A 16,155-nucleotide genomic window follows, 5' to 3' on the forward strand; every position below is an offset into this window, starting at 1 on the left:
GAAGGTCGGGTACTTGGCCCGCTTGGCGAAGAAGTTCGCGAACGCGGCCTGGAGGTGGCGAAGCGCCTGCTGAAGAGGGACCGACGACACCTCGGACAGGAAGTCATAGTCTCCGCTGCGCTTCCACGCCGTGAGGGCGGCCGAGGACTCCACGTAGGAGACGCGACGGCCTTGCAGCGTGTAGGCGCGGGACCGATCTTCCAGGGCTTTGTTGTAGACGAGGCGGACGCAGCCGAACGTCCGGGCAAGCTCGGAGGCTTGCTCGGGGGTCGGGTAGAAGCGGTACTTGTAGGCCCGCTTCACGATCTGCGCCACGCCTCACATCCTACCGCACGATCAGCTAAGAATCGCGTGTGTGTTCTATACGGTCCGCCTGGCGGCGAATCGCCTCACCCTGCCCTGCTCCGCAGGAGAGCGATTCCTCCCCCGCCTGAAGGCGGGGGTCTCCTCGGAGGTATCCGATGAAGAACAAGTGGCTCCAGATCGCCCTGTCCGTCCTGTCGCTCGGGCTGGCCGTGCTGCTCGTGGTCTACCTGCCTCAGATCGTGCGCGCGCTCACCGGCAAACCGGTCTCCTGGGCCGAGATCGGCGCCGTGTTCGGCGCGCTCGGCGCGGGCGAGATCGCGATCATGGCCGTGCTGTGGCTGCTGAGCCTGGTGGCCTACACGTTCGTGCTGACCAACTCCCTGCCGGGGCTGAACAACCTGCAGGGCCTCACGCTCAACGCGGCGGGCAGCGCGGTGAGCAACCTCCTGCCGTTCGGCGGGGCGGTCGGCGTGGCGGTGTCGTTCGCCATGACGAAGGGATGGGGCTTCTCCAACCGCTCGTTCGTGGTCATGACGCTGGTCAGCGGCATCTGGAACACGTTGTTCAGGTTCATCCTGCCGGCCGTCGGGATCATCGCGCTGCTGATGGCGGACGAGGCGCCCAACGCGACGGTCGCCAAGGCGGGCTGGACGGGCGCGATCTCCATCCTCGTGCTCTGCGCGGTCGTGGCCGCGGCACTCTACTGGGAGCGCGCCGCCACGCTGCTCGGCCGGGCGCTCGACGGCCTCACCAGGCTGTTGCGGGTGAAGTTCCACGCCTCCGCGGCCTTCCACCGGCTGCGCGCCGACACCGCCGGGATCGTCAGGACCCGGTGGCCCGGCCTGTCGCTCGGCATGATCTTCTTCCTCGGCTTCCAGTGGGCGATCATGGCCGCCTGCATGCACGCCACCGGCGCCTGGCCCGGCCTGGCCGAGTCGATCGCCGTCTTCGCGCTGTCGAGGGTCCTGACCAGCGCCCTGATCACGCCCAGCGGCGCGGGGATCATGGAGAGCGGCGTGGCCGCCCTGCTGATCGCGTTCGGGGTGCCGGGCACTCCCGCGATCGCGACCGCACTGCTTTTCGGCTTCTGGACTTACACTATCGAGATCCCGTTCGGCGGCCTGGCACTGGGCGCATGGGCGCTCCTGCGCCGGCGAAACGGCCGAAACGCCGAGGCGGAGCCCCCGTCCACGATCTCGAAGGCCCCCTCTTGACCACCGCTCCGGCCCGCTCGGCCGTAGACGTTCCGCGACCCGGATCGAGCCGTCCGCCGCGCCCGGCGGCCGTCGGCACGCGCTCCGGGTCACTGCATCACGACCACGAGGTGAACACCATGTCCTGGCACCCTGCAACGACTCACCGCACCGGGGGACGCGGTTTCCATGCGGAGGTAGATCGGTGACAATCCCAAACCCAACAAAGACCTTGTGCGTGATTCGCAGGCCCGCATAGCGTGGCGGCTGACATGGTGGCGTTCCGAGTTCTGGGGCCAGTCGAGGCGTACGAACACGACGACGAGCTCGACCTCGGCGGGTTGCGGCAACGGGCCGTCCTCGCCCGGCTCCTCGTGGCCAGAGGCCAGGTCGTGCCCGTTGACACGCTTCTTTACGACTTGTGGGACGACGATGCGGCCAAGGGCGCGCAGTCGGGCCTGCAGGTCTACATCTCGCGCCTGCGCAGGGTGCTGGAGCCCGGCCGCCCTCGCGGGGGCCCCAACCGGCTGCTGGTGACGGTCGCGTCCGGCTACGCGCTGCGCGTGGCCTCCGACCAGGTCGACGCGCTCAGGTTCGAGCAGCTCGTACGCGCGGCCGGCGAGCACCTCGACGAGGGCGATCCGCAGGCCGCCCGCGGCCGCCTGGAAAAGGCGCTGGGCCTGTGGCGCGGCACCCCCTACTCCGACTTCGCCGACCAGCCGTGGGCGGAGGCCGAGGTCAACCGGCTGACCGAGCTGCGCCTCGTGGCGCGCGAGCGGCACGCCGACACCGGCCTGCGGCTCGGCATGCACGCCGAGACCGTGCCCGACCTCGAGGCGCTGACCACGGAACATCCGCTGCGCGAGGAGGGCTGGCGGCTGCTGGCGCTGGGCCTCTACCGCTGCGGCCGGCAGGGCGACGCGCTGGCCGCGCTGCGCAGGGCGCGCAACATCCTGGCCGACGAGCTGGGCATCGACCCGGGGCCGGCGCTGCGCAAGCTGGAGTCCGACATCCTGGCCCAGTCGCCCGAGCTGGAGCTGGCCGCTCCTGCGCGGCCCGCGCGGCCGGCGCCGGTCACCGACACCTGGCCGCCCCGGCCGGCCACGCCCGTCGACCCGCCGCCGCTGGAGCCGGAGCCGTTCGTCGGCCGCGACGCCGAGCTGACCAGGCTGACCACGGCGGCCTCCCGCACCGGCAGGTTCCAGGTCGCGATCGTGACCGGGGTCGCGGGCGCGGGCAAGACCACCCTGCTGCGCCAGGTGGAGACCCGGCTGGCCGGCGACGGCTGGATCGCCGCGTCCGGGGCCTGTCCCGACTCCAGCGCCACCCCGCCCGGCTGGGCGTGGGTCGAGATCCTGCGCGCCCTCATCGGCGTGACGGGCGCGGGCGAATACGCCCAGCTGCTCGCGCCGCTGCTCGACGACGCCGCCCCCGACCCCGACGAGGACGAGGTGTCCGGCGGCTTCCGGCTGCACCGCGCGGTCGGCGGCTACCTGGCGGGGGTCGCGCGCAGGTCGCCCGTGCTGCTGACGCTCGAAGACCTCCACTGGGCCGACGACCAGACGCTGGCCCTGCTGCGGGCGCTGCCCAGCCTGCTGGCCACCAGCCGGGTGCTGCTCGTGGTGACGTGCAGGGAGAGCGAGCTCGACGACCGCCAGTCCGACGTGCTGGCCGCCCTGGCCCGGCTCGGCCCGGTCCGCGTGGGCCTGTCGGGGCTCGACCCGAAGGCCGTGGCCGAGCTGGTCAAGGCCACCTGCGTGCGCGAGATCGACGACGACGCGGTCGAGTCGATCGTCGAGCGCACCGGCGGCAACCCGTTCTTCGTTCGCGAGACCGTGCGCCTGCTCGACTCCGAGGGCGCGGCCGACCGGGCGAGCGCGACCGAGGTGCTCTCGCAGGTGCCCTCCGGCGTGCGCGACGTGCTGCGGCGGCGCATCTCGCGGCTGCCGTCGGGCGCGCAGCAGATCCTGCTCCAGGCCGCCGTGATCGGCCGCGACGTCGACCTCGACGTGCTCATCGCCGTGGCGGGCGACGAGGACGCCGTCATCGAGGCCGTCGAGGCGGCACTGCTGGCGGGCCTGGTGACCGAGCCGGGGCCCGGGCTGCTCAGGTTCGACCACGACCTGGTGCGCGACACGATCTACTCCGACGCGTCCCGGCTGCGCCGCACCCGGCTGCACGCGGCCGTGGCCGCGGTCATCGAGGAGCGCACTCCGTCCGACGTGGCCGCGCTCGCCCACCACTACTTCCTCGCCGACGCGGCAGAGAAGGCCGTCCACTACGCGGGGCTGGCGGCCGAGCAGGCCGAGCGGCGCTTCGCCCACCGCGAGGCGGCCACGCTGTGGGAGCAGGCCATCGCCGCGTTCGACCGTTCGCGCAACGACGAGCCGGGCGGCGCGCAGACGCCGGAGCGCACCAAGAAGCGGCTGGCGCTCATGCTGCGCCAGATCAGGGCCCTCGCGCTGTGCGGCGACATGTCGGCGGCCCGGGTGCTGCGCCGCCAGGCCATGGACACCGCGCTGCCGCTGGGCGACCTCGAGATCACCGCGAAGGTGGCCGCCTCGCTGGCCGTGCCGCACAAGGGCATGGCCCGCGACTTCACCCGCACCGCGTGGGAGATCGTCGACGTCACCGAGCGGGCGCTCATGGAGCTGCCCGAAGGCGAGCAGCGGCTGCGGGCCAGCCTGCTGACCACGCTCGCCCTGGAGCTGGAGGGCTCCTCCTCCCCCGAGCGAGGCCGGCAGGCGTCGCTGGAGGCGCTGGAGCTGGCCAGGCAGAGCGGCGACCCCGCGCTGATCGCGGCCGCGCTCAGCGGTCGGCTGCGCCAGTCGTACGACATTCCCGCGGTCGACACGCGCGAGAGCATCGGCAGGGAGCTGCTGGAGGTCGCCCAGCGCTCCGGCCAGATGGCCACGCAGGCGCTGGCCCATCTGGTGCTGCTGGAGTGCGCGGCGGCCAGGGGCGAGTTCGCGACCGCCGACGAGCACGCCGCCGCCGCCGACCGCCTGGCCAAGCAGTACGACCTGTCGGCGCCGGCCGCGGTCGTCGTCTGGTACGCCGGCCAGCGGCTCATGATCGCCGGTGACTACGCCGGCGCCGGGCGGGCCTACCGCGACGCGGCCAGGATGACGGAGCGGGCCGGCATGCTGGAGGGCCGCCAGGACCTGCCGCTGATCACGACGTTCTGCCTGCACCTGGTCGACGGCCGGGCCGCCGGGATGGTCGACCAGCTCGCCGAGGCCCACCTGCGGGGCGCGAAGTGGACGCTCGACGCCTACGCCCTCGCCCTCGCCTCGGCGGGCCGTCTCGACGAGGCCAGGGCCGTGGCCGCCACCCGGCCGCCGGTGCGTCCCGACTTCCTCTACGAGCTGGTGATGACCTGGCGGGCACTGGCGGGCATGCTGCTGGACGACCGGGAGCGGATGGTCGACTGCTACGACAAGCTCAAGCCGTTCGCCGACCGGGTGGCGGGCGCCGGCACCGGCGTGGTGGCGCTGTGGCCCGTCGCGCTGACGCTCGGCGATCTCGCCATCCGCCTGGGGCAGCCCGACGCCGCGCGCGACCACTACCGCAAGGCTCTCGAGGTGGCCGGGCGGGTCGGCGTGCCGCGCTGGGTGGAGGCGGCGCGGCAGTCGGTCAACAGCTGACCTGGAATCGCTCGCTCCTGATGGTCCTGGCGCCCTCGACGGCCAGCTCGATGCGGTACCACCCGGGGTTGCCCGAGACGTGGGACCGCCACTCGACGGTGCTCGCGGCGGAGGCGAAGCCGTCGTGGTCCACCAGGTAGGTGCGCCAGGTCCGGCTCGCGGGGCTCCAGCGGGTGAGCCGCCAGCCGTACGTCACGGCCTGGTCGGGGTCGGGGTTGACGACCACGCTCCGGGCCACGTACGGGTCGGCGCAGCCGGCGCCGCCGCCGACGGAGACCTCTCCCGCCCTGGCGGCGGTGGCCGTCTGCCTGATCGGAGCGGAGATGGGCCGCTCGCGGGCCGACAGGGTGATGGTCGTCACGGGCTCGGTCGCCGAGTTGGCGTTGTGGTAGGCGGAGAAGCCGACGTAGGCGCTGGTGAACGCGAGCGCGGCCACGAAGAGCTTGACCGTGTTCGCGGTGCCACTGGCGAGGGCGGCTGCGCTTCTCGTCGTCATCGTCAACACCCCTTTCGCCTCCCCCATAGAGTGAGGCAGGGCGGTTGAGTCCCGCTTGTCGGCTGGTTGCACCCATTGCGGGAGACTTGCAGCCGGTATGGCAGGCAAGTAGGGCTTTGAATTAAGGTAAGGCTGACCTAAGGCTCAGGGAGGGGTGGCTGCGGATGGTGCGTGCGATCGCCCCCGTCTCCGACGGCTTCGCCGAGCCGTTCTGGCTCGGCCTCCCCTACTGGCTCGTCGGCGCCATCCTGATGCTCGCCCTGTTCGGAGCGTTCCAGGTCTACTACTGGGTCGGCCGCAAGCTCGGCGAGAAGCTCTACGAGTCCCGCGTCGGCGTCAAGCTGGGCCGCGAGCGCATCACGAAGATCGAGCAGGTCGTCGAGAAATGGGGCGCACTGGCCGTCTACGGCTGTTTCTGGGTGCCCATGTTGCGCCACACCCTGCCGTGGGTGGCCGGGGCGCTGCGCGTGTCCTACCCCTGGTACGTCGTCGCCAGCGCGCTGGGCTGCCTGACCTGGGCGCCACTGTGGTGGTTCGGCGGCACGGCGATCGTGTGGGGGTGGCTGCAACTCGCCGCCGCCTCGCCCCTCGCCGCGGCCGCCGTGGCCGTGGTGGCCGTCACCGCCGTGGCCGCGCTCGTGGTCCGCCGCCGCAGACGGCGCCGCGCCGACGAGGACCAGATCGCACCGGTCTCATAGGACCTCGAACTCCCGGCTCCGCGCCGTTCCGGCCCTCCGCGATGGTCATTGACGTGCTGGTTGACGGACGTCTCGTCGGCGGCCAGGTCAGCGGCGGAGGAACCGTGGCGGCGGTCGCACCCGATGTGAACACCCGCTCGGACGAGGCCGTAGGCTGAGACAAGCCGACTCAGCGCATGGTGATCCGCTGGTCGAGGGGCGACGTGAGGCGCGCATGAACACAGTGACGACCACACCTGCCAGGCGGCAGAGGCTGGGCACGCTGCCTGTTCAGGTGACCAGTTTCGTAGGGCGCCGGCAGGAGGCCGCCGAGATCAAGCGGCTGTTGGGCACGGCCCCCGTGGTGACCCTCACCGGCGTCGGCGGCGTCGGCAAGACCCGGCTGGCTCTCAAGGTCGCCGCCGAGGTCGAGCGGTCTTTCAGCGACGGCGTGTGGCTGGTCGATCTCGCCGCGCTGGAGGATCCGGAAATGCTCGCCCCCACCGTCCTCAGCGCTCTTAACGTGCAGAATCGCTCCTCTCAGCCGCCCACGGAGGTGCTCGTCGAGCATCTGCGTGACCGGCGGATACTGCTCGTCCTGGACAACTGCGAACATTTGCTGAACGACTGCGCCGTGTTGGCCGCCACGCTGGTGCGCTCCGCGGCCGAGCTGCGGATCCTGGCCACCAGCAGGGAGGCGCTGGGCATCGAGGGCGAACGCCTTCTGGCCGTGCCGACGCTGTCGTTGCCCGATTCTGACGACTCGCAGCCGCTGGCCGAGCCCGAGGGGGAGGCGGTGCAGCTGTTCGGCGAGCGAGCCGCGGCTGTGCTGCCCGAATTCGCGATCACCGAGAGTAACCGGGGGACCATTGAGCGGATCTGCCGCCAGCTGGACGGCCTGCCCCTCGCCATCGAGCTGGCGGCCGTGCGGCTGAGGATGTTGTCGCCGGAACAGCTGCTGGCCCGGCTGGAGAACCGCTTTCACCTGCTCACCACCGGGCCTCGGACAGGTCCGCCCCGGCAGCGGACGTTGCGTGCGCTGGTCGACTGGAGCTACGCCCTGTGCACGGAGCCGGAGCAGCTGCTCTGGGCACGCGCGTCGGTGTTCGCCGGCGGATTGGACCTGGAAGCGGCCGAGGAGGTCTGCTCGGGGGAGGGCGTCGCCCGCGAGGACGTCCTCGATCTGGTGACCTCGCTGGTCAACAAGTCGGTGCTGGTCCGGGAGGAAATCCAGGCGACCGTACGCTACCGGATGCTGGAGACGATTCGGCAGTACGGCCGCGAGCAGCTTCTCGCCTCCGGGGAGGAGCGGGCGATGCGGCGCAGGCACCGCGACTACTACCGCGACCTGGCGGCACGGGCGGCCGCCGAGATGTTCGGCCTGAATCAGGTCGAATGGTTCGACAGGCAGCGGATCGAGCACGCCAACCTGCGCCAGGCCCTGGACTACTGCTTCGCCGTGCCGGGCGAGATCGAAACCGGCCTCGGCATGGCCGCTGACCTCTTCCATCACTGGATGACCGGAAACTATCTGGGCGAGGGACGAGCCCGCCTGGACCATGGGCTGGCCGTCGTCACCGAGGCGAGCGAGATGCGCGGCCGGGCACTGTGGGTCAACGCCTGGCTGGCCATCACCCAGGCCGACGGCGCCACCGCTGAGACGGCGGTACGCCAGGCCCGGGAGCTGGGCGAGCAGCTGGGGCTGCAGCCGGTGCTGGCCTACGCGGCGCTTGTCTCCGGGATGATCGCCATGTATCGCGGAGACGCCGAAACCGCGGTCACGCATTACGAGGAAGCGGTCGCCCGTCACCGCGCCACCGGCGACCCGCAGGGCCTGACGATGACGCTGTTCCGGCTCTGCCTGACCCGCGCCCTGCTGGGGGACACCTCCCGCGCCGTGGCCGCCGGTGAGGAATGCCTGGCCGTGTGTGAAGCGCACGGCGACAGGTGGATCAGGGCGTACGGGAAGACCGTGCTCGGCGTCGCGCTCTGGTTGCAGGGCGACGCCGCGCGCGCGACCGTTCTGGAGCGGGAGAGCCTGCGCTTCCAGCACTCCATCGATGACCTGCTCGGCAGCAACGTCAACATCGCGGTGTTGGCGTGGATCGCCGCTGGTCAGGAACGGCACCGCCACGCGGCCACGCTGCTGGGGTTCCTGCGGAGACACGACCAAGGCGTCCACAGGGTGCCGTTCAGGTACGAACTCATCCTTCGCCACCACGACGAGAGCGCGTCGCGTGCCCAAGAGGCTCTCGGCAAGCCGGCATTCGAAGCGGCCGCCAGGCAAGGCGCCGGGCTCTCCTACGACGAGGGGATCGCCTACGCCTTGGGCGAGATCGAGGCCACGGACGAACCGCTCGGCGGGAAAATGTCATGGTCACCGCTGACGCGCAGGGAGACTGAGATAGCGCGCCTCGTCGCGCAGGGGATGAGCAACAAGGAGATCGCCGCCGCTCTGGTGATAGCCCAGCGCACCGCCGAGGGACATGTCGAGCACATCCTGAACAAGCTCGGCTTCAACTCCCGCACCCAGATCGCCGTCTGGGCCAAGAAGCGGGACACCCCCACGCACGACCGGTAGCCCGCACGCCGCCTTAGGCGCCCTGCTCGCTCCGGTCGTCGATGACGGCCTCGGGGGCGTTCCTGCGCACGGTCTCGATGCCGTTCACGCAGGCCACCTTGGTCGGGAATCCCCCGCCGACCGCGAGCGTCTGCCCGTTGTTCGCCACGAGCGCGAAGCGGTAACCGCCCTGTTCGTCCTTACTGATGATGAACCTGCCTGCCATGGTCGCCGTCCCCCGTCATGTCGGATCTATCAACCATTTACCCGTGCCTGATCCATACCTATGGCCGTGTCAGGCAAACGAACCCTTGATCTCCTGACACCATGATTGCCATGCGTATCGCCGGTTTCATGGGTTCTGTCGTGGTCACTGCGCTGGTCGGGGTCGCCACCCCTGCCGTCGCGGCGGACGAGCCCGCCGTGGCGGCCAAGGCGGCGTACGTCGTCGATTCGACAGGGACGATCCACCTCGGCAAGCGCGAGACGCGCCGGATGCCGGTCGCCAGCCTCGTCAAGATCATGACCGCGTACGTCGTGCTGCGCGAGGCCCGGCTGAGCGACACGGTCAGGATCTCCGCGACCGACGTGACGTACGCCGCGCGCAACGGCGCCGCGACGGCGGGCCTGCGCAAGGGCGAGCGCTTCACGGTCAGGGACCTGCTGTACGCCCTCATGCTGCCCTCGGGCGCCGACGCGGCCAACGCGCTGGCGCGGCGCTACGGCCCGGGCAAGACCGCCTTCGTCGCCAAGATGAACCGCACCGCCCGCTCGCTCGGCCTGGACGACACCCGCTACACCAACGCCGACGGCATGCCCACCCCGGGCAACGGCGGCTACTCGACGGCCGCCGACCAGGCGAGGCTGGCCCAGTGGGCGCTGGGCGACGACACGTTCACGACCGTGGTCGGGCACACGGTCCACAGGGTAGCCAAGACGAAGGTGCACCGGGCGCACACCTGGCACAACACCAACAAGCTGCTCACGCGCGCGGACGGGGTGCTGGGCGTGAAGACCGGCTACACGAGGGCCGCGGGATACTGCCTGCTGTTCGCGGGCGTACGCGGTGGCGAGCGGGTCGTGGGCGTGCTGCTGAACGACAGCTCGGCGGAGCGCCGCTTCACCACGGCCGAACGGCTCCTCGACCACGCGGGCGACCGGATCGCCCTCGGCTGACCGGTCCGGCCCATGAGCCGGATGAGCAACGACCGTACGTCTAGCAGCGCTAGGGGTGATCTGGGGCACAGCCACCTCCCACCTGAGCGCAGTAGGGTGGGCGTCCAACCCTCGAAAAGGATGACCATGGCGGAATTCATCGAGATCCGCGCGACGATCGAGGGCCACGAAAGGGCGGCCGTGCTGGCCAACGGCATCCTCCGCGCGGGACTGGCCACGTCGATCGACATAGCCGAGACGCCACGCCCGACCACCCGCCACGACGAGATCAGCTGGGAGCTCACGCTCATCACGACCGCGTGGCAGGCTCCCGCGCTCGAACGCCACATCAGGGAGACGGGCCTCGACAGCGCCATCGTGAGCCGTCCGGTCGTCGCCGACCCCGGCAGGCACCCCGACTGGCACCCCGGCTGGCTCAACGAAGAGCAGCCCTGACAGCCCCGGGCTCCTAGTCGCCGACCGTGATGACGACCTTTCCGGGAGCGTGCCCGGCCTCCTGGTACGCGACGGCCTCCGGGATGCGCTCGAACGGAAAGCTCCGGTCGATGACGGGCGAGACCTCGCCGCCCTCGATGAGCTCGGTCAGCGCCAGCAGGTTCCGCTTGGTCTCCTCGCACCTCACCACGTCCGCGGACGACACCCGCTGGGACACGAACGGCCCCGCTGCCAGCACCGAGAAGACGTGCCCGGCGGGCTGCAACCACCGGCCCGCCTGCCCGCCGACGGCGACGAGCGCCCCTTTCCCTGTCAGCACCCGCCGGCAGGCCGATCCCGGGTGGCTTCCGGCGATGTCGATCAGCACGTCGTAGCGCTGCCCGTTCCGCGTGAAGTCCTGCTGGGTGTAGTCGATGACCTTGTCCGCGCCGATCGACCGCACCAGGTCCACGTTGCGCGAGCTGCAGACGCCGGTGACCTCGGCGCCGTACACGCGGGCGAGTTGCACGGCGAACGTGCCCACGCCGCCCGAGGCCCCGTTGACGAGCACCTTGTGCCCTGGTTGCACCTGCCCGTGGTCGCGGATGGCCAGCAGGGCGGTGCCGGCCGCCAGGGGCACCGCCGCTGCCTCCTCGTACGACAGATTCCCGGGCTTCGGCGCCAGCCCGCGCTCGGGAACGCAGACGTACTCGGCGAAGCCGCCCTGTAGGGGCATCCCGTACACCTCGTCGCCCGGGCTGAACTCCGTCACGTTCTTGCCCACCGCCGCCACCTCGCCGGCCACGTCGGCGCCCAGGATGCTGATCTTCGGTCGGCGCAGGCCGAGCTCGCCGATCAGGCGGGCGACGATCGGCTCGCCTCTCATCAGGTGCCAGTCGTAGGGCTGGACGGAGGTGGCCCGCACCCGGACCAGCACCTCGTCGTCGCCGGGCTCCGGCTTGCCGAGCTCCTTGAGCTCCAGGACGTCGGGTGAGCCGTACGAGCGCAGAACGAAAGCCTTCATGGGATGCTCCTCGTGCCGTTGGTGACGCCGGCCGCGTACCACCACGAACGTCAGTGTGAACAGCCCCGCACGAGGGCGTAACAGCCGAAAGTACGACCTTCCCATCGGCCGTTCGGACGCCCGGAACCGGCACTGAAAGGCGATGACCGTGGCCTCTCGCGCGCCCACGATCGGGGCATGACCCACGAGAGCACGACGATCACCCGCTCCAGGTCGGGCAGGGCGACCTGGCTCGCGCGCACCGGCCTGATCGCGCTCGGCCTCGTCCCCCTCCTCGCGGGGGCGATCCGCCTGACCGAGCTGACCGGCGGCGCCGAGGTCACGCCGGACAACGCGCGGTTCTTCGCCGCGCCGCTCCCCGTGGCCCTGCACATCGTCGCCGCCTGCCTGTACAACCTGCTGGGCGCCTTCCAGTTCGGAGGGCGGTGGCGGCCGCGGCGGCATCGTGTGCTCGGCAGGACCCTGGTCCCGCTGGGGCTCGTGGCGGCGCTGACCGGCCTGTGGCTGACGCTGTTCTCCGCCCTGCCGCCCGGGGACGGCGGCCTGCTCGCCGCCTTCCGGCTCGTGTTCGGCACGGTCATGGCCGGATCCCTCGTGCTCGGCGTCGCCGCGATCCTGCGCCGGGACATCGCCCGCCACCGCGCCTGGATGATGCGCGCGTACGCGCTCGGCCTGGGCGCGGGTTCGCAGGCGGTGACGCAGGCGCTCTGGTTCCTCTTCGTGGCCGCTCCTCCTGATGAGGCCGGCAGGGCACTGCTCGTGGGCGCCGGCTGGGTGATCAACCTCGCCGTGGCCGAGTGGATCATCAGGAGGCGGCGGGCGGGCCGCCCGGTCAGGGCCTGACGCGGCGGGTCTCGTAGGCCCACATGGCGATCTCGACGCGGTTGCGCACGCCGAGCTTGGTCATCAGGCTCGCGATGTGGCTCTTCACGGTGCTGAGCGAGATGTGCAGCTCGGCGGCGATCTCGCTGTTCGTCCGGCCGCGCGCCACGGTGAGCAGGATCTGCTCCTCGCGGTCCGTCAGCGCCTCGACGGGCTGCGCCGGCGGCGTGCCGCGTCCCGAGTCGGCGAAGGCGGCGAGCAGCCGGGCGGTGACGCTCGGGGCGATGAGGGCGTCGCCGCCCGCGGCGGCGCGTACGGCCTGGCCGAGCAGGTCGGGGCCGGCGTCCTTGAGCAGGAACCCGCGGGCGCCGGCCCTGAGCGCGGCGTAGACGTACTCGTCGAGGTCGAACGTGGTGATGACGACGACGGCCAGCGGGGCGTCCACGGCCGGCCCCGCGACGGAGCGGGTGGCCTCGATGCCGTCGAGGTGGGGCATGCGGATGTCGAACAGGCACACGTCCGGGCGTAACCGGCGCGCGAGCTCGACGGCCCGCCGCCCGTCGCCGGCCTCGCCGACCACCTCGATGTCCGGCTGGGCGTCCAGGATCATCCTGAGCCCGGTGCGCGCGATCTCCTGGTCGTCGGCGACGATCACCCGGATGCTCACGTCGCCGCCCCGGCCCTGGGCAGGACGGCGGTCACGGTCCAGCCGCGTTCGGGGCCCGGGCCGGCCTCGCAGGTGCCGCCGAGCAGGTCGGCGCGCTCGATCATGCCGAGCAGCCCGTAGCCGGGCGGGTCCACCTGGCGCGGCGAGGCGGTGTCGCCGTCGTCGCTCACCCGTAAGCGCACCGACGTGTCGTCGGCGGCCACCAGGACGTCGATGCGGGTGGCGTGGCGGGCGTGCCGCCGCGCGTTGGTGATCGATTCCTGGGCGATGCGGTAGATCGCGGCCCCGACCGACGGGGAAAGGTCGTCGAGATCTCCGGCGAGCCGCACGTCCACGGACGGGCCGACGCGGCCCCTGCCGGCGAGTTGCCGCAGGTCGGAAATGTGCCGGCTGGGCGCCAGCTCCGCCGGCTCGTTCTTGCGCAGGACGCGCACCATGGCACGCATCTCGGCGAGGGCACGCGTCGCCTCGGCCTCGATCACGCGCAGCGCGTCGGTGGCGGCCTCCGGTCGGGTCACCGCCGTCGCCAGGCCCGCCTGGGCGCGGATCGCCATGGCCGAGACGTGGTGGGCGACGATGTCGTGCAGGTCGCGGGCCAGCTGTTCGCGTTCGAGCAGCTTGACCTGCTCGAGCTCGCGCATCCGCGCCCTCGCCCGGTAGCGCAGCGCCCCGCCGAGCGCCATGGCCGAGAAGAAGACCGCGAACGCGCCCACGGCGTCGGCGAGGGCGAGAGGCGCGCCGGCCAGCGAGAAGCGCACTCCGGGGAGCATGACCGCGAGCCCGATCACGACGTCGCGGCCGGACCCCCAGCGGAACAACGAATAGACCAGGATCAGCACGAACACCATCGTGTACGCGTCGGGGCGGCCGCCGTCCATGAACAGCGGGACGACGCTCGAGGTGGTGAAGGCGATCACGACCATCAGCAGCGGCCGCGTCCTGCGCCAGAGCAGCGTGGGCACCAGCACGACGGTGACGATCACCGAGACGGCCCGCCACGGCATGTCCGGCCGCACGGCTCCTTCGAGCAGGGCGAGCGACAAGAGCACCCCGACGAGCGCCCAGTCCCGCCGGCCCCGTGCGGGCGGGCCGGCGGGAGGGGGCTCGTTCCACACGGAACGAAGCACGCCCTCATCGTACGAGAGTCCGCCCCGCCGCGGACCAGGCCGGCAGCGTTCGTCAGGCCTTCGCCCGGCCCTGGACCGACCTGCGCCGGAACGTCTTCGCGCTCGCCCGGTGCACCATGGCCTTGATCAGGCCGAACAGCGCCCCTTGCAGGGCCGCGGCGACCAGGATCTCCGTCAGGTCGCGTTCGAGGTCCTCGGCGTCAGGCGAGTCGTCCTCGCCCGCGGCCCACTTCCACATCCGACGGAACAACAGGGTCGCCAGCGCGCCGCTGAGCACGCCCATTCCCAGCGAGGTGGCCTTGTGTACAGGGTGCATCTCGTCTCCTCACGACGGTTTCGCCGTGCCCCGTGTGCGCGTCTTAAACGCGTACCAGCCGAGCCCACCCGGGTGAGAGGTCAAAGGGACGAGCGCATCAGCCCGTGACAGGCGATGGCCGCGGCCGCCACGACGTTCAGGGAGTCGACCCCGGCGGCCATGGCCTCGGCGCTCATGGGGATGCACACCGCCTGGTCGGCCTCCTCCAGCCAGTGGGAGGAGAGCCCGTCGCCCTCCGCGCCCAGCAGCAGCGCCACCCGGCCCGCGACCCTGACCTCGTCTATGGGGACGGCGGTCTGGTCCGGGGTCAGGGCCAGTGTCTGGCAGCCCGCCTCCCGCAGGTGCGCGAGCCCCTCGAACCAGTCGTCCATCCGCGCGTACGGGATCGAGAACACCGCACCCATCGACACCTTGACCGCCCTGCGGTAGAGGGGATCCGCGCACCGGGGCGACAGGATGATGCCGTCCACGCCGAGCGCCGCCGCCGACCTGAAGATCGCCCCGACGTTGGAGTGGTCGACCAGGTCCTCCAGCACGAGCAGGCGCCGGCCACCCCGCTTGAGCAGGGCTTCGACGCCGGGCAGGGGCAGGCGTTCCATCGAGGCCAGTGCCCCGCGGTGGACCTGGAAGCCGGCGATGCCGGACATGATCTCGTCGCTCACCACGTAGACGGTGGCGTCGCCGATCACGTCCTCCAGCGGCGCCAGCCAGCGGCGCGTGGTCAGGACCGAGCGGATCGGGTAGCCGGCGCCGATGGCGCGCCTGATGACCTTCTCGCCTTCGGCGAGGAACAGCCCGCGCTCGGCCTCCAGGCTCTTGCGCAGCTCCACGTCCCTGAGCCGGGTGTAGTCGCTCAGGCGGGGGTCGTCGGGGTCGGTGACGTACTCAAGCACCTTCCGATACTGCCATGCGCCGCCTGACCTGCCAGACCACCGCGTAGCAGGTGAGGACGAGGCACAGGCCGATCAGGGTGCCCGTGCCCGTCTTGGTGAGCACGCTGGGGACGCCCAGTTCCGGGCTCGGTTCGTCCACGAGCGGCCACAGGAGGGCGCCCGCCACCGTGCCCGCCGTGCACGCGGTCAGGACCGACCACCGTGCGCGCGGCGAGATCCGCAGGCGGCCGGGCACCGGTTCGGCGGGCATCCTGGACAGTCCGCGCCGGCCCCACCACACGACGACGGCCAGCCCGATCGCGGAGGAGACGTACTGCAGGAGGCGGAAGAGCGGGATCTCGCCGAAGAGGGGGTCTCCGAGCCGGCCGCCCCATTCCACGACCCCGGTGGAGTGGGTGAAGGAGTCCCAGAGCACGTGAGAGGCGGCACCGATCACCGCGCCCGCGGCGATCGGCATGAGCCTGAGCCGTTCGGGAGCCAGCAGCGCGGCGCGGCCGGCGAGGGCGGCGGGCAGCAGGGCGACCAGCGGGTCCCTGAACACGACGTGGAAGAGCGGCAGCAACACGAGCACCGCGGCGAGATCGAGAGTGACCACGCCCGACCAGGAGTGCCAGTCGGTGTAGTCGGGCAGGAACGGCAGGAACAGCGGCAGGTCGGGCACCATGGCTCCCAGCGCCAGCGCCCACGGGTCGGCGAACCTGCGCATCCGGGAAGATGCCAGCAGCGGCACCACCGCGGCCATGTGACTGGGCGTGAACGGCAATCGTCTCCCCCCATCTGACGATCTTCGTCACATTATGCGCCGAACCTTGAACATCCTTTGCCCCCGCGATCTAA

At 71.5% G+C, this 16,155-nt stretch carries 16 protein-coding genes; 7 read left to right on the plus strand and 9 right to left on the minus strand.

Annotation, left to right across the window (positions count from 1 at the left end):
- The coding region (locus tag ABGB01_RS23925; protein WP_347775779.1) for a transposase at positions 1-315 on the minus strand (315 nt) is incomplete at its 3' end.
- A 146-nt stretch (positions 316-461) separates the two neighbouring features.
- Here ABGB01_RS23925 and ABGB01_RS23930 point away from each other — a divergent pair.
- Positions 462-1,520 (plus strand): lysylphosphatidylglycerol synthase domain-containing protein, encoded by a 1,059-nt coding sequence (locus ABGB01_RS23930; RefSeq protein ID WP_347775780.1) that lies wholly within the window; start codon positions 462-464, stop codon positions 1,518-1,520.
- Between the two features lie 251 nt (positions 1,521-1,771).
- Positions 1,772-5,146 carry a BTAD domain-containing putative transcriptional regulator gene (locus tag ABGB01_RS23935; RefSeq protein ID WP_347775781.1) on the plus strand — a complete coding sequence of 1,125 codons (3,375 nt, stop codon included), beginning with the start codon at positions 1,772-1,774 and terminating at the stop codon, positions 5,144-5,146.
- On the opposite strand, the gene ABGB01_RS23940 is transcribed toward ABGB01_RS23935, so the two are convergent.
- Positions 5,136-5,642, minus strand: coding sequence for a hypothetical protein (locus ABGB01_RS23940; RefSeq protein ID WP_347775782.1), 507 nt, complete (start codon positions 5,640-5,642; stop codon positions 5,136-5,138). The two genes, ABGB01_RS23935 and ABGB01_RS23940, sit on opposite strands and share 11 nt — an antisense overlap.
- Positions 5,643-5,806: 164 nt before the next feature.
- Here ABGB01_RS23940 and ABGB01_RS23945 point away from each other — a divergent pair, with 164 nt between their 5' ends.
- Both ABGB01_RS23945 and ABGB01_RS23950 read left to right on the plus strand, forming a co-directional pair.
- On the plus strand, positions 5,807-6,340 hold the full coding sequence (locus tag ABGB01_RS23945) for a VTT domain-containing protein (protein WP_347775783.1): 534 nt from the start codon (positions 5,807-5,809) through the stop codon (positions 6,338-6,340).
- Positions 6,341-6,614: 274 nt separating this feature from the next.
- Positions 6,615-8,900: a LuxR C-terminal-related transcriptional regulator gene (locus tag ABGB01_RS23950; RefSeq protein ID WP_347775784.1), complete on the plus strand. Its 2,286-nt coding sequence runs from the start codon at positions 6,615-6,617 to the stop codon at positions 8,898-8,900.
- Positions 8,901-8,913: 13 nt separating this feature from the next.
- On the opposite strand, the gene ABGB01_RS23955 is transcribed toward ABGB01_RS23950, so the two are convergent.
- Positions 8,914-9,105: a DUF1508 domain-containing protein gene (locus ABGB01_RS23955; RefSeq protein ID WP_347775785.1), complete on the minus strand. Its 192-nt coding sequence runs from the start codon at positions 9,103-9,105 to the stop codon at positions 8,914-8,916.
- Between the two features lie 110 nt (positions 9,106-9,215).
- On the opposite strand from ABGB01_RS23955, the gene ABGB01_RS23960 reads away from it, so the two are divergent.
- Positions 9,216-10,055, plus strand: coding sequence for a serine hydrolase (locus tag ABGB01_RS23960; protein ID WP_347775786.1), 840 nt, complete (start codon positions 9,216-9,218; stop codon positions 10,053-10,055).
- Between the two features lie 126 nt (positions 10,056-10,181).
- Entirely contained in the window at positions 10,182-10,490 is a 309-nt protein-coding gene (locus ABGB01_RS23965; protein WP_347775787.1) for a hypothetical protein, read from the plus strand.
- 13 nt (positions 10,491-10,503) lie between these two features.
- On the opposite strand, the gene ABGB01_RS23970 is transcribed toward ABGB01_RS23965, so the two are convergent.
- A complete protein-coding gene (locus tag ABGB01_RS23970) occupies positions 10,504-11,493 on the minus strand; it encodes an NAD(P)-dependent alcohol dehydrogenase (RefSeq protein WP_347775788.1) in 990 nt (329 codons plus the stop codon).
- A gap of 177 nt (positions 11,494-11,670) precedes the next feature.
- Between ABGB01_RS23970 and ABGB01_RS23975 the strand changes: the two genes are divergently transcribed.
- Positions 11,671-12,336, plus strand: a complete 666-nt coding sequence (locus ABGB01_RS23975) for a DUF2306 domain-containing protein (protein WP_347775789.1) — start codon at positions 11,671-11,673, stop codon at positions 12,334-12,336.
- Here the strand turns inward: ABGB01_RS23975 and ABGB01_RS23980 are convergent.
- The 5 genes from ABGB01_RS23980 to ABGB01_RS24000 form a co-directional block, all read right to left on the minus strand.
- Entirely contained in the window at positions 12,326-12,982 is a 657-nt protein-coding gene (locus ABGB01_RS23980; protein ID WP_347618790.1) for a response regulator transcription factor, read from the minus strand. The two genes, ABGB01_RS23975 and ABGB01_RS23980, sit on opposite strands and share 11 nt — an antisense overlap.
- A complete protein-coding gene (locus ABGB01_RS23985; protein ID WP_347775790.1) occupies positions 12,979-14,109 on the minus strand; it encodes a histidine kinase in 1,131 nt (376 codons plus the stop codon). The genes ABGB01_RS23980 and ABGB01_RS23985 overlap by 4 nt, the downstream gene beginning before the upstream one ends.
- Before the next feature lie 52 nt (positions 14,110-14,161).
- Positions 14,162-14,425, minus strand: coding sequence for a DUF4235 domain-containing protein (locus ABGB01_RS23990; RefSeq protein WP_347775791.1), 264 nt, complete (start codon positions 14,423-14,425; stop codon positions 14,162-14,164).
- Between the two features lie 80 nt (positions 14,426-14,505).
- Positions 14,506-15,318 (minus strand): RNA methyltransferase, encoded by an 813-nt coding sequence (locus tag ABGB01_RS23995; protein WP_347775792.1) that lies wholly within the window; start codon positions 15,316-15,318, stop codon positions 14,506-14,508.
- The gene (locus ABGB01_RS24000; RefSeq protein WP_347775793.1) at positions 15,311-16,081 is read right to left on the minus strand and encodes a DUF4184 family protein; all 771 of its coding nucleotides are present in this window, start codon (positions 16,079-16,081) and stop codon (positions 15,311-15,313) included. Before ABGB01_RS24000 ends, ABGB01_RS23995 begins: the two co-directional genes overlap by 8 nt.
- Between the last annotated feature and the right edge of the window lie 74 nt (positions 16,082-16,155).

It is taken from the genome of Nonomuraea sp. B5E05, from assembly GCF_039880665.1.
Taxonomy (GTDB): Bacteria; Actinomycetota; Actinomycetes; order Streptosporangiales; family Streptosporangiaceae; genus Nonomuraea.